This window comes from Pseudomonas sp. IzPS59 (genome assembly GCF_014863505.1).
Classification (GTDB): Bacteria; Pseudomonadota; Gammaproteobacteria; order Pseudomonadales; family Pseudomonadaceae; genus Aquipseudomonas; species Aquipseudomonas kribbensis.
Genome location: NZ_CP062251.1, coordinates 2,244,684 through 2,259,928 on the forward strand (window position 1 = coordinate 2,244,684; position 15,245 = coordinate 2,259,928).

Consider the following 15,245-nt stretch of genomic DNA (forward strand, 5'->3'; position numbering starts at 1 on the left):
AATCACGCCAATCAAATGCCCTGCGCTGAGCAGTTCAGTCCTCTCCATGAGTTTCACAGCCCTCTCATTTATTTTCCGAAATGATTCTACACCATTCGTTTTGGTTGTTTCGGCTGCATTGAATGATTGCCCGCCATCGATCTGACGGACTGAGCTCGACGACAGAGAGGCCGGCGATGGGCTCGAAATGAACCATCAGGCGGCAAATTGCTGGCCCCCTAATGTTTTCAGTGACGGCAAACTCGCTTTTTTTCAAAAGGTTAGGCTGGCTATATGCGGACGACTGTCATCACCGTTGCGACGCTTTCCCTGGCTCTGTTCACCTTCGGAGCCGAAGCGAGGGAGTTAAGCAAGAGTCATCGTTTTGCTTGTACCTGGGGATCGGACATCGCGGCCGGTGCGCAGCAATCGAAGCTGTCGGGGATTTCCCTGTATGGCGCCCGCAAGCGCCTGCAGGTACGCAGGTTTCAACAACCGTGGATGCGCATGACTGCGATGGGCATCACCGAACAAACCTACAACAGCACCTCAAGGCTCAAGCCCGCAGCCGTCAAGCAAACCTATTACGAGCAGTGCGTGAGGCATGAACTGGCTCAGCGATAAACAAAAAGCCCGACCTCAAGAGGTCGGGCTTTTTCATGTACTGGACATTCCACGCATTACTTGTCGCTTTCGCAGTTGACCATCCATGACACTCCGAACCGATCCACCAGCATGCCAAAGCGAGCGGCCCAGAATGTGGCTTCCAGCGGCATATCGACGCGCCCGTCTCTGGCCAGAGCGTTGAACACTCTTTCAGCTTCGGCGATGTTGTCGACATTCAAGGAGATTGAGCAACCGCTCATGCCCTGGGTCGGACGGTCAGGTGTGGTGTCCGAGGCCATCAACATCTGGTCGCCGACTTTCAGGCAGGTATGGATGATCAGGTTGTGATGCTCTTTCGGTACATGTTCTGCGGCCGGTGTTTCGCCAAAGGTCATCATCGCTTCGAGCTTGCCTTGCAAGGCTTGCTCGTAGAACGTGAAGGCCGCGCGACAATCGCCGTTGAAAATAAGGTACGGATTGATTTTCATGAAAGTGCTCCCGAACAGGCAGTGAAGCGTGGCGCGACCGGGTGTGTCGTGGCCACGAGGGTTTGACCCCATCCAGCAAAGCGTCAGATCAAGGAATTGCCAGCGATTACTGCAATTATTTTCCTCGAAATGACCGACGGCCTCCGTTCTCAGGAATCGCCTGGACCGTGATTGAGCGTCGCGCCCGCCACGCGTGCGGCAGGTCGTGTCTGCATCAAGGCGTCTATGGCCTTGCGATAATTCTGCCCACCCAGTGCCATGCTGTTGTTGTGGGTTGCGCCGGGAATCAGCAACAGACGTTTCGGTTGGCTGGCGGCTGCGAACAGCTGCTCGCTGAATCGCGACGGCACAAATGTATCCGCCAGACCGTGCACTACCAGCAACGGCATATGGATGTCGGCAATCTTGTCTATGGAGTCGAATTTCTGCGACAGCAGCCAGCGAACGGGGAGGGAAGTATTGGCCACGGCAGCAGCCACATCCGCCAATGATGTAAAGGTCGATTCGATGACCAGGCCACGAACCGGCAGTGGCGTGTGGTTTCGGTTGGCGTCCCGGCCCAGTTCAGCGGCCAGGTCAATGGCAACTGCCCCGCCCAGGGAGTGTCCGTAAATAAGGCGTTTGTTCGGGTCGGGCTGCAACTGCTGGAAACGTCCCCATGCTACCCGAGCGTCCTCATAGACCGTGCTTTCCGACGGCAGATCGCCATGACTCTGGCCAAAACCACGATAGTCGATGGCCAGAACCGAATAGCCCGCCGCGCGTAGCTGCTCGATGCGAAACAGCTGCCCGGTCAGGTTCCAGCGCACGCCATGCAGATAGAGAATGGCCGGAGCATTGGCCCGCTCCGCCGGCCACCACCAGGCGTGAATATTCTGCCCGGCCTTGAAACGCTTCGGTTGCAGATCAAGTTCCTGAACACTGCCGGGCAAGCCGTGATACCAACCTGCGGTGCCCGGTTCGATGCGAAACAGCAGCTTGCGTTCGGTGTGCTCCAGTACGGCGCAACTCGTCGGCAGGCCGATGATCAGGGCGGCCATGCAAGCGAACGCCAGTCGACGGCGTCGGAGTCGGGTCATGAAGGCAAGGAACATGGACGGTTTCACCACAGCACGGACAAAGAAGGCTTTTTACCAGATGCCTTGATTCCCGCGTGACAATTTCGACCGTCGCCCACCAGCAATCTTTACAAAACGATGCTGTGACTCATGCCACGTTGAGCACAATCTTGCCGATGTGATCGCCTGCCTCCATGTGCGCGTGGGCCCGGGCCGCGTCGGTGAGCGGGTAAATCTTGTCGATGATCGGCAGGCAACGCCCGGCGGCCAATACCGGCCAGACATGCTCGCGTAATTGATCGGCGATGGCCGCTTTTTCCGCGGAAGTGCGAGCGCGCAACAAGGAACCGGTGACCACGGCCCGTTTGCCGAGAATGGTCAGCAGGTCGACATCGTTGGCACGGGCACCGCCAAGGAAACCCAACATCACCACACGGCCATCCATTGCCAGGGCGCCGAGGTTGGCGTTCAGATACGAGCCGCCCATGATGTCGAGGATTACATTGACGCCCTGGCCGTTGGTTTTCTCGGCGATCACGGCAGCGAAATCCTGCTCCCGATAGTTGATCGGCTCACCGCCCAAAGCACGGATAGCCTCACATTTGTCGGCGCTGCCGGCGGTGGCGAAGGCTTCGATGCCGAACTCGCGGCACAGCATCAGTGCGGTGGTGCCGATGCCACTGGTGCCACCGTGAATCAACACACGCTGGCCACGGCTGGCACCACCGAGACCGAACAGGTTTGCCCATACCGTGAAAAAGGTTTCGGGGATCGCCGCGGCCTTGACCCAATCCATTCCATCCGGGATCGGCAGAGTCTGGCCCGCCGGAACGGTGCAGTATTCGGCATAACCACCACCATTGGTCAGCGCGCAAACCCTGTCGCCTATGGCAAAAGTGCTGACACCCGCACCCAGCGCCACGACTTCTCCAGCCACCTCCAGACCGGGGATCGGGTTCATGCCGGGTCTCATCGGATACTTGCCCGCGCGTTGCAAGGCGTCCGGCCGATTGATGCCGGCAGCGTGCACGCGGATCAGCAGCTCGCCCTGCGCGACGACCGGCAGCGGCACGCGCCGAGGTTGCAGAACGTCGGGAGCACCAGGTTCGGTTATTTCGATTCGGGTCATTTCGGTGGGCAAGGTCATGTCGGTTCCTGTCGTGCTTTGGGGCGTTTGGCCCCGTGAAAGGTTCATGACGTCCAGCATATCGGCTATCGTGGCTGCATAAATGCAGCGATTTTGCTTGCTGGTGATGCGATTTTGCATCGTGAGAGGACAGCATGAACTGGGATGATGCACGGGTGTTTCTGGCGGTCTGCCGCGAGTCGACATTACGCGGTGCTGCGCGAGTATTGAGGGTAGACCAGGCCACGGTCGGGCGGCGTATTGCGGCACTGGAAAAGTCGCTGAATGCCACGTTGTTCCTGCGGACTTCCGAGGGGTATGCACTGACTGCAATGGGCGAAGCCGCCCTCAAGGCAGTCGAGAATATGGAGCATTCGGCGCTGGAGCTGGAGCGGCAGATCCAGGGCCTGGATGATCGCCTGACCGGAAACGTGAGGGTCAGCACCACCGATTCGCTGGCCATCGACTTCCTGATCCCGGCCATCGCGCGCTTGCATGGGCAACACCCTGACGTGCGTGTGCAACTGGACGCCTCCACGCAGATGCTCAACCTGGCCAAGCGCGAGGCTGACATTGCCGTACGCAACGCCCGACCGGAAAACCCTGACCTGATCGCCCGACGCCTGGCACGCTGGCCTGTGGGGTTGTTCGCATCCCGGGGCTATGTGGATGTCCATGGCGTGCCAACGCCAGGCACCGCGTTCGAGGGCCACGATCTGGTGGTCTACCAACCGTACCTGCAAGGCAACAAGGAGATCACCCTGGCAGGCGAGCCGGTGAATTGCGGGCGTATCGTCGCAAGCCTGAATTCCAGCCTGTTGATACGACGCTCGATTGCGGCCGGTCTCGGTGTAGGAGAAATTCCGATATACATGGGAGAACGCGATGGCCTGGTCAGGCTCTGGCCGGGGCGTACGCGACTGCTTCCCTATGAGGTGTGGCTGGTGACCCATGCGGATTTTCGCCATACGGCGCGGGTGAGGGCGGTGATCGAGCAGATTGTCGAGGCGTTTGCGCTGGAAAATGAATAGCTCATTCAGACCGTGTAGGACGGCTACGTAACCCGGCGACATTGCCTACATCCGCGCCAGAATCCGCTGTCTTGTCAGTTTTTTGCCCGAGTTCTATCGTTTCTCAAACCTTGAGCGAGCAGGCAAAGCGCTCCAAGGTCATCAATCAGGGAAGTATTGATAAACGTCAGAGGTGTGGAGTTGATTGCAAGGGAATTCAGCCAATTTCAAACAGGTGGCATGGTCGGGCAAACGGACAGTGCGGAATCTATGAACTACATAACGCGAGACGAATTCAGCGCCAGAGTCGAGATCATCGAGACCAGAATCGATGCACGGATCGAATCGATGTCCGCGAAAATCGATGGGTTTCTCATCGAGCAGGCCGAGCGAGACAGGGCACGACTGGAGCAGGAGTGCATCCAGGAAAATGTGCGGCTGGAGCGAGAAAAGGCTCGGCAAGAGGATTGGCGGAAGGACGAGAAGGCTCGGCAAGCCGATTGGCTGAAGGAAGAGAAGGCTCGGCAAGCCGATTGGCTGAAGGAAGAGAAGGTTCGGCAAGACGATTGGCTGAAGCGAGACAAGGCTCAGGAAGAAGTGCGTCTGGCCAGGGAGCGGCATCTGGAGGAGATTCGGCAGGAGAGGGAAAAAGCTCGACTGGAAAGGGAAGAAGAATCCAGAAAGGCCTGGCAGGAACGCGAGAAGTCACAGGAGAAACTCCGTCTGGAGCAGGAAAAGGCTCACCTTGAGCGTGATGCACGTTATGCGTCCATGGCGGCTCGCTCGGATCGGGCTATGGAGCGATTGGACGAGTCAATGAGAATGGTCTCGACAATCAAGGCGAACTACTGGGCGGCGACTACCGTTCATTTTCTGGGGATGGTTGCCATTCTTGTAGGCTCCTACTACGCGAATCAGTCAAATGTGCTTGTGACGATGCAGACCACCCTGGCAATGGTCCAGTCAGTGAAGGAGGCTGGAAATCCCGTACCGGCGGTTTCGACAACCTTATCCGCAGAATGAAAAACGGCCTTCAACGAAGGCCGTTTTTTGTGCTCGATGAAAACCAGAATGCTTCATGGCATTTCCGGCAACTCCTGTGGCCGCAGATCAAACACCAGTACTTCGGCATCCTGGCCATTGCTCAGGGTCAGCGCCTGTTCTTCGCGAACCCGGACACCGTCACCTTCCTTCAACTGCACACCGTTCAGTTCAACACTGCCGCGAGCAACGTGCACATAGGCATAGCGGTTTGCAGGCAGCTCGAGTGTGGCGCTTTCCTGGCCATCGAACAGCCCGGCATACACCCGTGCATTCTGGCGAACTTTGAGCGAGCCGTGGCTGCCTTCGGGCGAGATGATCAATTGCAGGCGACCGCGTTTTTTCTGTTCGCTGAAGTGCTCTTGTTGATAACGCGGTTTTGCGCCGCTCACGTCCGGCACGATCCAGATCTGCAGGAAGTGCACAGGCTTGGTCGCCGAATGGTTGAACTCGCTGTGGGCCACGCCACTGCCGGCGCTCATCAGTTGCACGTCTCCAGGGCGGATGACCGAACCGGTACCGAGGGTGTCCTTGTGTTCCAGCGCACCTTCGAGCACATAGGAGAAAATCTCCATGTCGCGGTGCGGGTGCTGGCCGAAGCCTTTGCCGGCGGCGACGCGGTCATCATTGATCACCAGCAGGTCGGAGAAACCCTGCTCGCGCGGGTCGCGATAACTGGCGAAAGAAAAGGTGTGGAACGACTTCAACCAGCCATGATTGGCCAGACCACGGTCGGAAGCTTTGCGAAGGGTCAGCATGATGAAATCTCCTTTCAGGACGTTGATTCGTCCTAGTGAGGAGAAGGTTACTGGTTACTCTGATGTGCAATAAGTAGGTGAAAATTGAAATACTGTCCCTTCAGAGTTGACAGTAGTGTGCGTCAGTTCACGCATTCTTTTTCAACGTTGGCGCTGTACTTGGCCATAATGCGGCAACTTATAACCGTTCATTGATTTCAGTGATGTCTGCTCATGAAAACCGTGGCAATGGTGTTGTTTCCCGAGTTTCTACTTCTCGATATGGCCGGGCCGCTGGAAGTGTTTTCGGTTGCCAACCGATATCTGAAGCCGGAAGACCACTATCAACTGACGCTCCTGGGGACTGAACGCGGGCCGCTGCGTGCTTCCAACGGTGTGCTGGTGCATACCGACCGGCATATCGACGAAACCGGCGATCGCTATGACCTGCTGCTGGTGCCGGGCGGCCCCGGGGCCTACAACGAAAAATGTCCGCCGCTGCTGGCCTGGCTGCAAGGCGCGGTGGGGCGTGCCGAGCGCTACGGCTCGATTTGCACGGGGGCTTTTGTACTGGGTTACGCTGGATTGCTCGACGGTTATCGCGTGACCACGCACTGGAATTACACCGAACGCTTGATCAAGGGTTTTCCGAAGGCGGATGTCGCCACCGACCAGATCTTTGTCGAGGACCGCAACCTGATCACCTCTGGCGGCGTCACCGCCGGTATCGATCTGGCGCTGGCGGTGGTAGCCCGCGATCACGGCAAGAAACTCGCCCAGGACGTGGCCAAAGTGCTGTTGGTGGTGATGAAGCGTCAGGGCGGGCAGGCGCAATTCAGTCCGTTGATGGCGGCGGTTTCGCCCCAGGAAACCCCCATCACCCGGGTACAGAATCACGTTCTGGAACACCTTGAAGAAAGCTTCACCATCGAGCGCATGGCAAGCCTTGCGAACATGAGCGCTCGCCATTTCGCCCGGGTGTTTGCCCGCGAGGTCAACATGACGCCCATGGAGTTTCTGCAAAGTGCGCGCATCGATTGCGCGCGCAATCTGCTGGAAACCAGCGATCTGCCGTTGAAGACCGTGGCCTACAAAAGCGGTTTCGGCAGTGTGCGGCATATGCGTTTTCTGTTCGGCGAAAAACTCGGGCTGACCCCGGCCCAGTACCGCGAACAGTTCAGCTAGAGCGGTTTTGTCCGTTACGGGCATCCGGATGTCCGTGCCGGGCCCCGTGTGGTGGTTGTACCGTCATTGAGGCCTGCCAAGATAACGGACATGAACAGCCTCGACGAATTGAGCTCGGCGTCGGTCCTGCGTTTCGGACCGTACGCGTTCCACTTGCGCCAACGGCTGATCCTCGAAGGGGATCGGCAACTGCGCATGGGCGGTCGTGCGCTGGACATTCTGCAAGTGCTGGTCGAACGCGCCGGGCGAGTGGTGAGCAAAGAGCAATTGATCGCGCTGGTGTGGCCGAATTCGGTGGTCGAAGAGATCAATCTGCGGGTGCACATCGCGGCGTTGCGTCGGGCCCTCGGCGATGGCGAAAGCGGGCAGCGCTACATCGTCAACGTGCCGCAATGCGGGTACAGCTTCGTTGCGCCGGTGCAGGGTGACAGCGTCGCGCAAGTGGTGTTCGAAAGCCTGCAAGTGCCACAGCATAATCTGCCCGCACGGCTGACCCCTGTTACGGGGCGTGATTCACTGGTCGGCGGTCTGGTGCGGCAACTGCCGCTGTCCCGACTGATTACGGTGACGGGGCCTGCCGGCGTCGGCAAAAGCACCGTGGCACTGCGCGCAGCGGAACTGCTGCTGCAACATTTTCGTGATGGCGTGTGGCAGGTGGACCTGTCGCTGATCGACAAAGACATTCCGCTTCTCGATCACCTGCTGAAAACCCTCGACATCGATTTCCCCACACTGGCAGCGCGCCACGCCTTGCTGGTGCTGGACAACTGCGAGCACTTGCACGGAGCCTGCCGGAGCCTGCTGCAAACACTGCTCGATGCCGCGCCCCGACTTTCGATCCTGGCCACCAGCCGCGAGCCGTTGCGTCTCGGTCTGGAAGTCCTGCAGCCACTGCCGCCTCTCATCTCTCCTAAAACTTCGGCGCTCAACAGCGTCGACGAGGTCATGGGCTATTCGGCGGTGCAACTGTTTGTCAGTCGTGCCCGTGCGCGTCAGCACGGCTTCCATTTGCGTGAACAGGATCTGGAAACCGTGCGCGATATCTGTCGCCGGCTCGACGGCCTGCCGCTGGCGATCGAACTGGCAGCGGCGCAGATCGATGCACTGGCGTTGGTCGGCATGCAGGCGCAACTGGACCACAGTCTGCAAGTCTTGAGTCACGGCCGCCGGACCGCCGTGCCACGCCATCAGTCGATGTGTGCCGCGCTGGACTGGAGCTATCAGCGCTTGAGCGAGCAGGAACAGCGTGTGCTACAACGCTTGTCGGTGTTCAAGATGGCATTCACCCTGGATGCTGCCATCGGCGTGATCAGTTGCGCGCAGCTGCCACCTTCGATGCTGGTGGCAGTGGTTGAACAGTTGGCGGCCAAGTCGTTGCTGACGGTGGATCGATCCAGCGGGACGCTGCGCTATCGCATGCTCAACACCACGCGCCGTTATGCCCGCGAACGGCTGGAGCAGGGCGGCGAACTGAATGATGTCGAGCGTCGGCACGCGCGCTACCTGGGCCGCACCCGGCCAGCCTCAAGCAGCAGACTGACCGCGCAATTCGTCGAGCAGTAAACGCACTTTGCGCAAGTCCGGGGTAGCGTAGCCTTCGGTGAAGCGCTGGTAGATCGGAGTGAGCAATTCAAGCGCCTCACGATAGCGCGACTGGCGTTGCCACAACCGGGCCAGCGACGTTGCGCTGCGCAGTTCCCAGGCCAGGGCGCCTTGTGTCCGCGCAATCGCAAGGGACTGCTGCAAAGCGCTTTCGACCGTGTGATGGCAGGGCGATTCAGCGGCCAGCAATCGCTCGGCCCGGGCCCGCAAAATCTCCGCCGTGCTCCAGCCGGCCGCGCCGCTCTGTGCCCGTTCAAGCAAGGCGTCATCAACGAAACCCGGATCCAGCGTGACCATGATTTCCCTGACCAGACCGCTATCGGCAGGCGGAATTGCGGGGGCTCTATCGGCATCGATCACCTGCGCATAGTGTCGCGCCCACGTGTAGAACAGCAGCACCGAATGCTTCTGCGCCTGTTCCAGCAACAGTTGCAGCAGTGCGCGGGCGTTTTGCACATCGCCGTTGTAATGGGCGATCAGGCACGAGGCGAGGGCCAGGGTGTAGCAGATCGAGGTGCCATGGTTGATCTGCACCGCGATATCCAGTGCCTGCCGTGCGGTGCGCCAGGCCTGCTCGGGAAAACCTTGCAGCCATAACACCCGGGCGAGGACAGTCAACGAGGCGACGCTCTGATCGTATTGCACGCCGAAGCCGTGGGTGAAACGGTTGAGGTGGCCGCTGTGGGCCATGCGCTGGATCACCTGTTCGGCGTGGATCCGCGCCTGATGCTGATCGCCGGCGTAATGCAACGCCAGCACCCGCAAACGATGGGTACTCAAGGACAACTGCGCATCGCCATGCAGGCCGAGGCTTTCGAATTGTTCGCTTTGCTCCAGCGCCATCCGGTAATGGCCGCAACTGAGGTTGACCGCCATGTGTCCCGACACGGCGCGCAATTGGCCAGCCATGTCATCGTGCTGTTGCGCCAGCCGTCGGGCGCTGACGAAGGCTTCGATGGTTTCCGGTGTGCCGCCCCAGGTGTGATAGCAGGCGCTGCCGAGGGCCAGTTTCAAGGCGATTTCCAGCCGTGGGCAAGATTCTACGGAGGACTCCAGCAATTCAAGTGCCCGGCGCACATGTACTCCGTATTCCTTGAGCAGGGACAATTCCTGCCACAACGGCGCCGACGTCGCCGTCAGCCGCACGCCAAGAGGACGCGAGCCTTCATCGTTCAGTGTCCACTCCAGAGCCGCTCGAAGGTCTTCGAGGCCTCGGGCGTAGCGCTCGATCCAGACGGCGGTCGGCGTGTTCTCCCAATCGGCCTGGGCCTGATGCATCAGCGCCAGACAGCGTTCGGCATGACGTTCGCGGGTTTCGCCGAGCTCGGTGGCCTGATCGAGTTTTTCCAGGGCATAGCGGCGGGTGGTATCGAGCAGGCGATAGAACACCTCCTCATCGCCGACCTCGACGTTGAGCAGCGACTTGGCGACCAGTTGCGTGATCGAGGCGAACACTTCGCCCGGCTCGATATGCTGGCCAACGATGACTGCCGCCGCGGATTCCAGCGTGAACGCACCACGAAACACACCCAGTCGGCGCAGGCCGGTCTGTTCGCAGCCGTTGAGCAGGTTGAAGCTCCAGTCCAGCGTGGCCCGCAGGGTTTCATGCCGACCGAGATGAGTCTGATTGCCGGTCGGCAAGCGCCCCTGAAGCTGACTCAGCAAACCGTCCAGCCCCAGGCTCGCCACCTGCGCGGCCGCCAGTTCCAGCGCCAGCGGGATGCCATCCAGCCGCCGACAGATTTCGATGATCAAGGGCAGGTCGGCATTGTCCGGCTCGAAGTGTTCGTGGGCGGCCATCGCCCGTTCGACGAACAGTTGCAGCGCGGAAAACCCCATCGCCTGATCACGGTCGAGCACCGCAATCGGCGGCGGGCAGTCGAGGGATTCCAGGCGCTGCACGTACTCGCCCTCGGCACGCAGGCTTTCGCGGCTGGTGGCCAGGATGTGCACCTGCGGTGCGCCGCGCAGAATGCTTTCGCCGAGCAGCGCCACGGCGTCGATCAAGTGCTCGCAGTTATCGATCACCAACAGCAATTGCCGCTCGCGCAGGCTGTTGATCAGACAGGCCATTGGTTCATTGTCATGCAGCGAAAGGTCCAGCAGGGCGGCGAGGTGCGAGCAGATCGAGCCCGGATCGTTGAGCGGCGCCAGATCCAGCAGACGGATGCCGTCGCGATAGCGGCCGATCAACTGTTCGGCGACACGCAGGGCCACGGTGGTCTTGCCGATGCCGCCGGGGCCGACCAGGGTGATGCAGCGCTGGCGCGGCAGTTGCATCATCAGGCTGTCGACCACCGACTGGCGCCCGATCATCCGCGTGCGGCGCAGCGGCAGGTTATGCCGGCCGAAGTTATCGGCAGCGGGGCGTTGTTCGATGGATTGCAGCAGGACCGGCGCGACGAAGCTGTATCCGCGTTGCGCCACCGTGACGATGTAACGCTGCCCGGCCTGACCGTCGCCGAGGGCCTTGCGCAGCGCTGCCATGTGCACCCGCAGATTGATGTCTTCCACCACGCTGTCCGGCCAGACCCCGGCGATCAATTGCTGCTTGCTCACGACCTCGCCGGCGTTGGCCAGCAGGATCAGCAGAATGTCCATGGCACGGCGGCCCAGGCGCAAAGGCTGGTCGCCTTCAAGCACCAGCCGCTGGCCGGGGTGGATCCGATAGGGGCCGAAACCGATGGCCTGATTCGGGGAAAGACTCAACCGCTCACTCCTTCGACGTTTTTTATGATCCTGGTCCGTCGGGGTGAAGAATCCGTGACGGGCAGGGCGGTCAACAACTTGAGGGGCACGCAAGCCGTCTGATCCGCAGTATCCGGGCATATTCCCCATGATCGGTCGTCGAAGCAACGTGTACAAAGGGCAAGCGCTTGCACACGGGGTGTCGCCTGCTGCAATAACCACTGTATTCAAAGGCCGAAACCTGTGCCGGCCCGCCCGACAGCCGGGAAAAATTAACAACGATTAACTCGTCCGCGCCCGCGTCAGAGCCAAAACTCCGGGGCAATGGAATGCATACGTCCGGAGGACGCTGCGATGAGCAAGGTAGTGGTGGTCTATCACAGTGGCTACGGGCACACCCGCGTCATTGCCCAGGCAGTGGCCCAGGGTGTGGAGCGCCACGTGGGTAGCACCTGCCTGTTGCTGGCGGTGGAAGACGTGGAAACCCACTGGGATGACCTGCACCGCGCCGACGCCATCATCTTCGGCGCGCCGACCTACATGGGCAGCGCTTCGGCGGCGTTCAAGCAGTTCATGGAATCCACGGCCTCGTTCTACCTCGCCCGACCGTGGCGCAACAAACTCGCGGCGGGCTTCACCAACTCCGGCAGCCTGTGTGGCGACAAGCTCAATACCCTGCTGCAAATGGCGGTGTTCGCCGCCCAGCATTCGATGATCTGGGTCGGGCTCGATCTGCTGCCGGCGCGTGCACGCGAAGGTGTTTTCGACGGCCAGTTGAATCGCCTCGGCAGCTCCCTCGGCGCCATGTCCCAATCCTCGGTCGAACAACCGCCCGAACAGGCACCTCCGCTGGAAGACCAGTTGACCGCCGCACACTTGGGTGAACGGGTAGCGCGACTGGCTCAGCGGATGGCTCGGGGCTGAAACCGCCTCAGCGGTTTTTCATGACCTGACACCGCCACGCAAACGGATTGATCCCTTCGCTGCGGGTGAAGATGTGGCAGAAGTGCGCCTGATCGCAGAAACCGCATTCCAGGCTGATCTGCGTCAGGCTGTGGTTGGTGTGCTGGATCAACAGCTTGGCCCGGGCGATCCGCTGGGTGCGAATCCAGTCTTGTGGCGAGAGCCCGGTGCTGCACTTGAATGCCCGGGAAAAGTGACTGCGAGAGAGTGAGCAGGCGCTCGCCAGTTCGGTCACTTCAAGGCTGTCGCCCAGGCGTTCGAGGATGAGTTGTTTCACCAGCCGCTCGCGCTGCGGGCTGAGGCCGCCGGTACTGGTTTTGCGGGGTTCGCTGGCAGGGGCGAGGGCGACGGTTTGCTGTGAGTGAGCCATGGCCAATGTCCGTGTCGAGGGGGGAAGGCACGGTCAGCGCTTTCCCTCAGGTCAATAAAACAACGCTGCGCAGAGGGATTCATTGTTTGGCGAGGGGCGAAGGCTGACGAGTTAAACGTTGTTAATTCCGCCGCCAAAGCTGATTTCGAATGGCCGCCGATCAAGTAAAGTGCGTAGCACTTGCGCCTGGCCAAAAAGGAAAACACGCCCATGAACCGAAACGATCTGCGCCGCGTCGACATGAACCTGCTGGTGATTTTCGAAGCCCTGATGTTCGAAAAGAACCTGACCCGCGTCGCCGAAAAACTGTTCATGGGCCAACCGGCGGTGAGCGCGGCGCTGGGCCGCCTGCGCGATCTGTTCGACGATCCTCTGCTGCTGCGCAACGGTCGCGGCATGGAACCGACGGCACGGGCGCTGGCAATTCTTCAGGAGCTGCAACCGGCGATGGACGTGATTTCCGGCGCGGTCAGCCGGGCCAAGGAATTCGATCCGGCCACCAGTTGCGACGTGTTCCGCATCGGTCTGTCGGATGACGCCGAGTTCGGTCTGTTTCCACCGCTATTGCGCCAGTTGCAGGAAGAGGCACCGGGGATCGTGGTTGTGGTGCGGCGCGCCAACTACCTGTTGATGCCGACATTGCTGGCGTCCGGGGAAATCTCCGTCGGCGTGAGCTACACCACCGATCTGCCGGCCAACGCCAAGCGCAAGAAGCTGCGCGACATTCCCTGCAAAGTCCTGCGCGGCGATGACCGCCCGGGCCCGCTGACCCTCGACGAATACTGCGAGCGACCCCACGCGATGGTGTCCTTTTCAGGTGACCTGAGCGGCAACATCGATGTGGACCTGGCCAAGGTCGGCCGCAGCCGCCGTGTGGTGCTCGGCGTGCCGCAGTTCAGTGGGTTGCGCGCACTGCTGGCGGGCACCGAGATGATCGCAACCGTGCCGGATTACGCCGCGTGTGCGTTGGTCGAAGGGTGTGCGTTGCGGGCCGAGGATCCGCCATTTCCGATTGATGCGGCGCAATTGTCGATGGCGTGGAGCGGGGTACATGACAACGATCCGGCAGAGAAATGGCTGCGCTCGCGGATCAGTCAGTTCATGTCGGTGTCGCTGGATATTCCGGCCTGACACGACCTGAGTCGCAATTAGTTCATCGCCTCATAACCCTGTGGGAGCGAGCTTGCTTGCTCCCACAATAATTTGTACCGCTCGTGCGTTCTGTGTGTTCTAGCAAAGAGAGCACACCCATCCAATTTCCCCCCGATCAATCGTTGCACCATTGCCTGCAATGATTGATCAAGGATGGGCCCATGAACGCTGTACAACGCAATGATCAGGCGCAAGACCTCGGCCTGCTGTTCCTGCGGGTCTCCGGCGGGTTGTTTCTGCTGTTTGTCCACGGCTTGCCCAAGCTGCTGGACTTCACTGCACAGCTGCAGCTGATTGAAGACCCGTTTCACCTCGGTGCCCACCTCACGTTGATTCTGGCGATCTTCGCCGAAGTCCTCTGCCCACTGCTGATCGTCGCCGGGTTACTGGTGAGATTGGCGTGCTTGCCTATTCTGTTTGTGCTGCTAGTGGCGCTGCTGATCGTGCATCCGCAATGGAGTGTGGCCGAAGGGCAGTTCGGCTGGTTGCTGTTGATCCTCTTCACCACTGTTCTGATCGCCGGGCCCGGACGGCTGGCGCTCAATGCCCGTTTGCCCGGAGTACTTCGCTATGCCTGATACCCAGTCCCTGAGAAAACCGGGAACCGATGAAATCGTGACGCTGATCGTCAAGCACCGGGTCAAAGCCGGTTTTGAACAGCCGTACGAAGCCTGGCTGCGCAATATCGTCAGCGTGGCGGGGCGTGAAGAAGGGCACCTGGGCGTGGACGTGATGCGCAGCAAACAGGGTGGCCTCGCGCTGTTCACCTGCGTGCTGCGTTATTGCTCGACCGAAGCGATGCAGCGCTGGCTCGACTCGCCGCAGCGTCAGACGCTGATCGAAGAAGCCGCGCCGATGCTCGCCGACGGCGACCAGACCGAGGTCAATGCGGCCAACGAATTCTGGTTCACCCCGCTGGCCGACGCCGCCACGCCACCACCACGCTGGAAGCAGGCGGTGGTCTCACTTTTCGTGATCCTGCCACACACCTTGCTGGTGCCGTTGATATGGGGACCGTTGCTCAAGCTCAACGGATTTCTTTCCAACTATGTGGTCGCGACGTTTCTGATCACCCTGACCATCGTGGTGTCAGTGGTTTACGTCTGCATGCCGGCCGCGACTCGTCTGTTCGCGCCATGGCTGGCGGCCAGTCAGTCCCATGAACACCTGGAATCCAATGCCAATCCGCCGCGCTGAGCCGGCGGGTATGGGCTTCGTTTCACTTATCTCGAAGGAACTG

Annotated in this window: 15 protein-coding genes; 9 read left to right on the forward strand and 6 right to left on the reverse strand. The window is 60.3% G+C overall.

The window, feature by feature from the left end; translation table 11 throughout:
* Window positions 1-273: 273 nt before the first annotated feature.
* Entirely contained in the window at window positions 274-603 is a 330-nt protein-coding gene (locus IF189_RS10135) for a hypothetical protein (RefSeq protein ID WP_134826146.1), read from the forward strand.
* Window positions 604-659: 56 nt separating this feature from the next.
* Here IF189_RS10135 and IF189_RS10140 read toward each other — a convergent pair whose 3' ends face one another.
* The 3 genes from IF189_RS10140 to IF189_RS10150 all read right to left on the reverse strand — a co-directional run bounded on the left by IF189_RS10140 (window position 660) and on the right by IF189_RS10150 (window position 3,278).
* A complete protein-coding gene (locus tag IF189_RS10140; protein WP_134826147.1) occupies window positions 660-1,073 on the reverse strand; it encodes a VOC family protein in 414 nt (137 codons plus the stop codon).
* Window positions 1,074-1,222: 149 nt separating this feature from the next.
* Window positions 1,223-2,167, reverse strand: a complete 945-nt coding sequence (locus tag IF189_RS10145) for an alpha/beta hydrolase (protein WP_192553206.1) — start codon at window positions 2,165-2,167, stop codon at window positions 1,223-1,225.
* Window positions 2,168-2,279: 112 nt separating this feature from the next.
* On the reverse strand, window positions 2,280-3,278 hold the full coding sequence (locus IF189_RS10150; RefSeq protein ID WP_192553207.1) for an NAD(P)H-quinone oxidoreductase: 999 nt from the start codon (window positions 3,276-3,278) through the stop codon (window positions 2,280-2,282).
* A gap of 134 nt (window positions 3,279-3,412) precedes the next feature.
* Between IF189_RS10150 and IF189_RS10155 the strand changes: the two genes are divergently transcribed.
* Window positions 3,413-4,288, forward strand: a complete 876-nt coding sequence (locus IF189_RS10155; RefSeq protein ID WP_192553208.1) for a LysR family transcriptional regulator — start codon at window positions 3,413-3,415, stop codon at window positions 4,286-4,288.
* A 174-nt stretch (window positions 4,289-4,462) separates the two neighbouring features.
* Window positions 4,463-5,290: a hypothetical protein gene (locus IF189_RS10160; RefSeq protein ID WP_192553209.1), complete on the forward strand. Its 828-nt coding sequence runs from the start codon at window positions 4,463-4,465 to the stop codon at window positions 5,288-5,290.
* A gap of 53 nt (window positions 5,291-5,343) precedes the next feature.
* Here the strand turns inward: IF189_RS10160 and IF189_RS10165 are convergent, their stop codons facing one another.
* Window positions 5,344-6,066, reverse strand: a complete 723-nt coding sequence (locus IF189_RS10165; protein ID WP_134826152.1) for a pirin family protein — start codon at window positions 6,064-6,066, stop codon at window positions 5,344-5,346.
* Window positions 6,067-6,279: 213 nt separating this feature from the next.
* Here IF189_RS10165 and IF189_RS10170 point away from each other — a divergent pair, with 213 nt between their 5' ends.
* Window positions 6,280-7,230 carry a GlxA family transcriptional regulator gene (locus IF189_RS10170; protein ID WP_134826153.1) on the forward strand — a complete coding sequence of 317 codons (951 nt, stop codon included), beginning with the start codon at window positions 6,280-6,282 and terminating at the stop codon, window positions 7,228-7,230.
* A gap of 90 nt (window positions 7,231-7,320) precedes the next feature.
* Window positions 7,321-8,793 (forward strand): ATP-binding protein, encoded by a 1,473-nt coding sequence (locus IF189_RS10175; RefSeq protein ID WP_192553210.1) that lies wholly within the window; start codon window positions 7,321-7,323, stop codon window positions 8,791-8,793.
* Here IF189_RS10175 and IF189_RS10180 read toward each other — a convergent pair.
* Complete coding sequence (locus tag IF189_RS10180) at window positions 8,755-11,541, reverse strand: ATP-binding protein (RefSeq protein ID WP_192553211.1); 2,787 nt, start codon at window positions 11,539-11,541, stop codon at window positions 8,755-8,757. The two genes, IF189_RS10175 and IF189_RS10180, sit on opposite strands and share 39 nt — an antisense overlap.
* A gap of 333 nt (window positions 11,542-11,874) precedes the next feature.
* Here IF189_RS10180 and IF189_RS10185 point away from each other — a divergent pair, with 333 nt between their 5' ends.
* Complete coding sequence (locus IF189_RS10185; RefSeq protein WP_192553212.1) at window positions 11,875-12,444, forward strand: flavodoxin family protein; 570 nt, start codon at window positions 11,875-11,877, stop codon at window positions 12,442-12,444.
* Window positions 12,445-12,451: 7 nt separating this feature from the next.
* Here the strand turns inward: IF189_RS10185 and IF189_RS10190 are convergent, their stop codons facing one another.
* Complete coding sequence (locus IF189_RS10190; RefSeq protein ID WP_085712050.1) at window positions 12,452-12,853, reverse strand: helix-turn-helix domain-containing protein; 402 nt, start codon at window positions 12,851-12,853, stop codon at window positions 12,452-12,454.
* A 210-nt stretch (window positions 12,854-13,063) separates the two neighbouring features.
* On the opposite strand from IF189_RS10190, the gene IF189_RS10195 reads away from it, so the two are divergent.
* The 3 genes from IF189_RS10195 (at window position 13,064) to IF189_RS10205 (ending at window position 15,202) form a co-directional block, all read left to right on the forward strand.
* The gene (locus IF189_RS10195) at window positions 13,064-13,984 is read left to right on the forward strand and encodes a LysR family transcriptional regulator (RefSeq protein WP_134826157.1); all 921 of its coding nucleotides are present in this window, start codon (window positions 13,064-13,066) and stop codon (window positions 13,982-13,984) included.
* 182 nt (window positions 13,985-14,166) lie between these two features.
* On the forward strand, window positions 14,167-14,583 hold the full coding sequence (locus tag IF189_RS10200; RefSeq protein ID WP_134826158.1) for a DoxX family protein: 417 nt from the start codon (window positions 14,167-14,169) through the stop codon (window positions 14,581-14,583).
* Window positions 14,576-15,202: an antibiotic biosynthesis monooxygenase gene (locus tag IF189_RS10205; protein ID WP_192553213.1), complete on the forward strand. Its 627-nt coding sequence runs from the start codon at window positions 14,576-14,578 to the stop codon at window positions 15,200-15,202. The genes IF189_RS10200 and IF189_RS10205 overlap by 8 nt, the downstream gene beginning before the upstream one ends.
* Window positions 15,203-15,245: the final 43 nt, after the last annotated feature.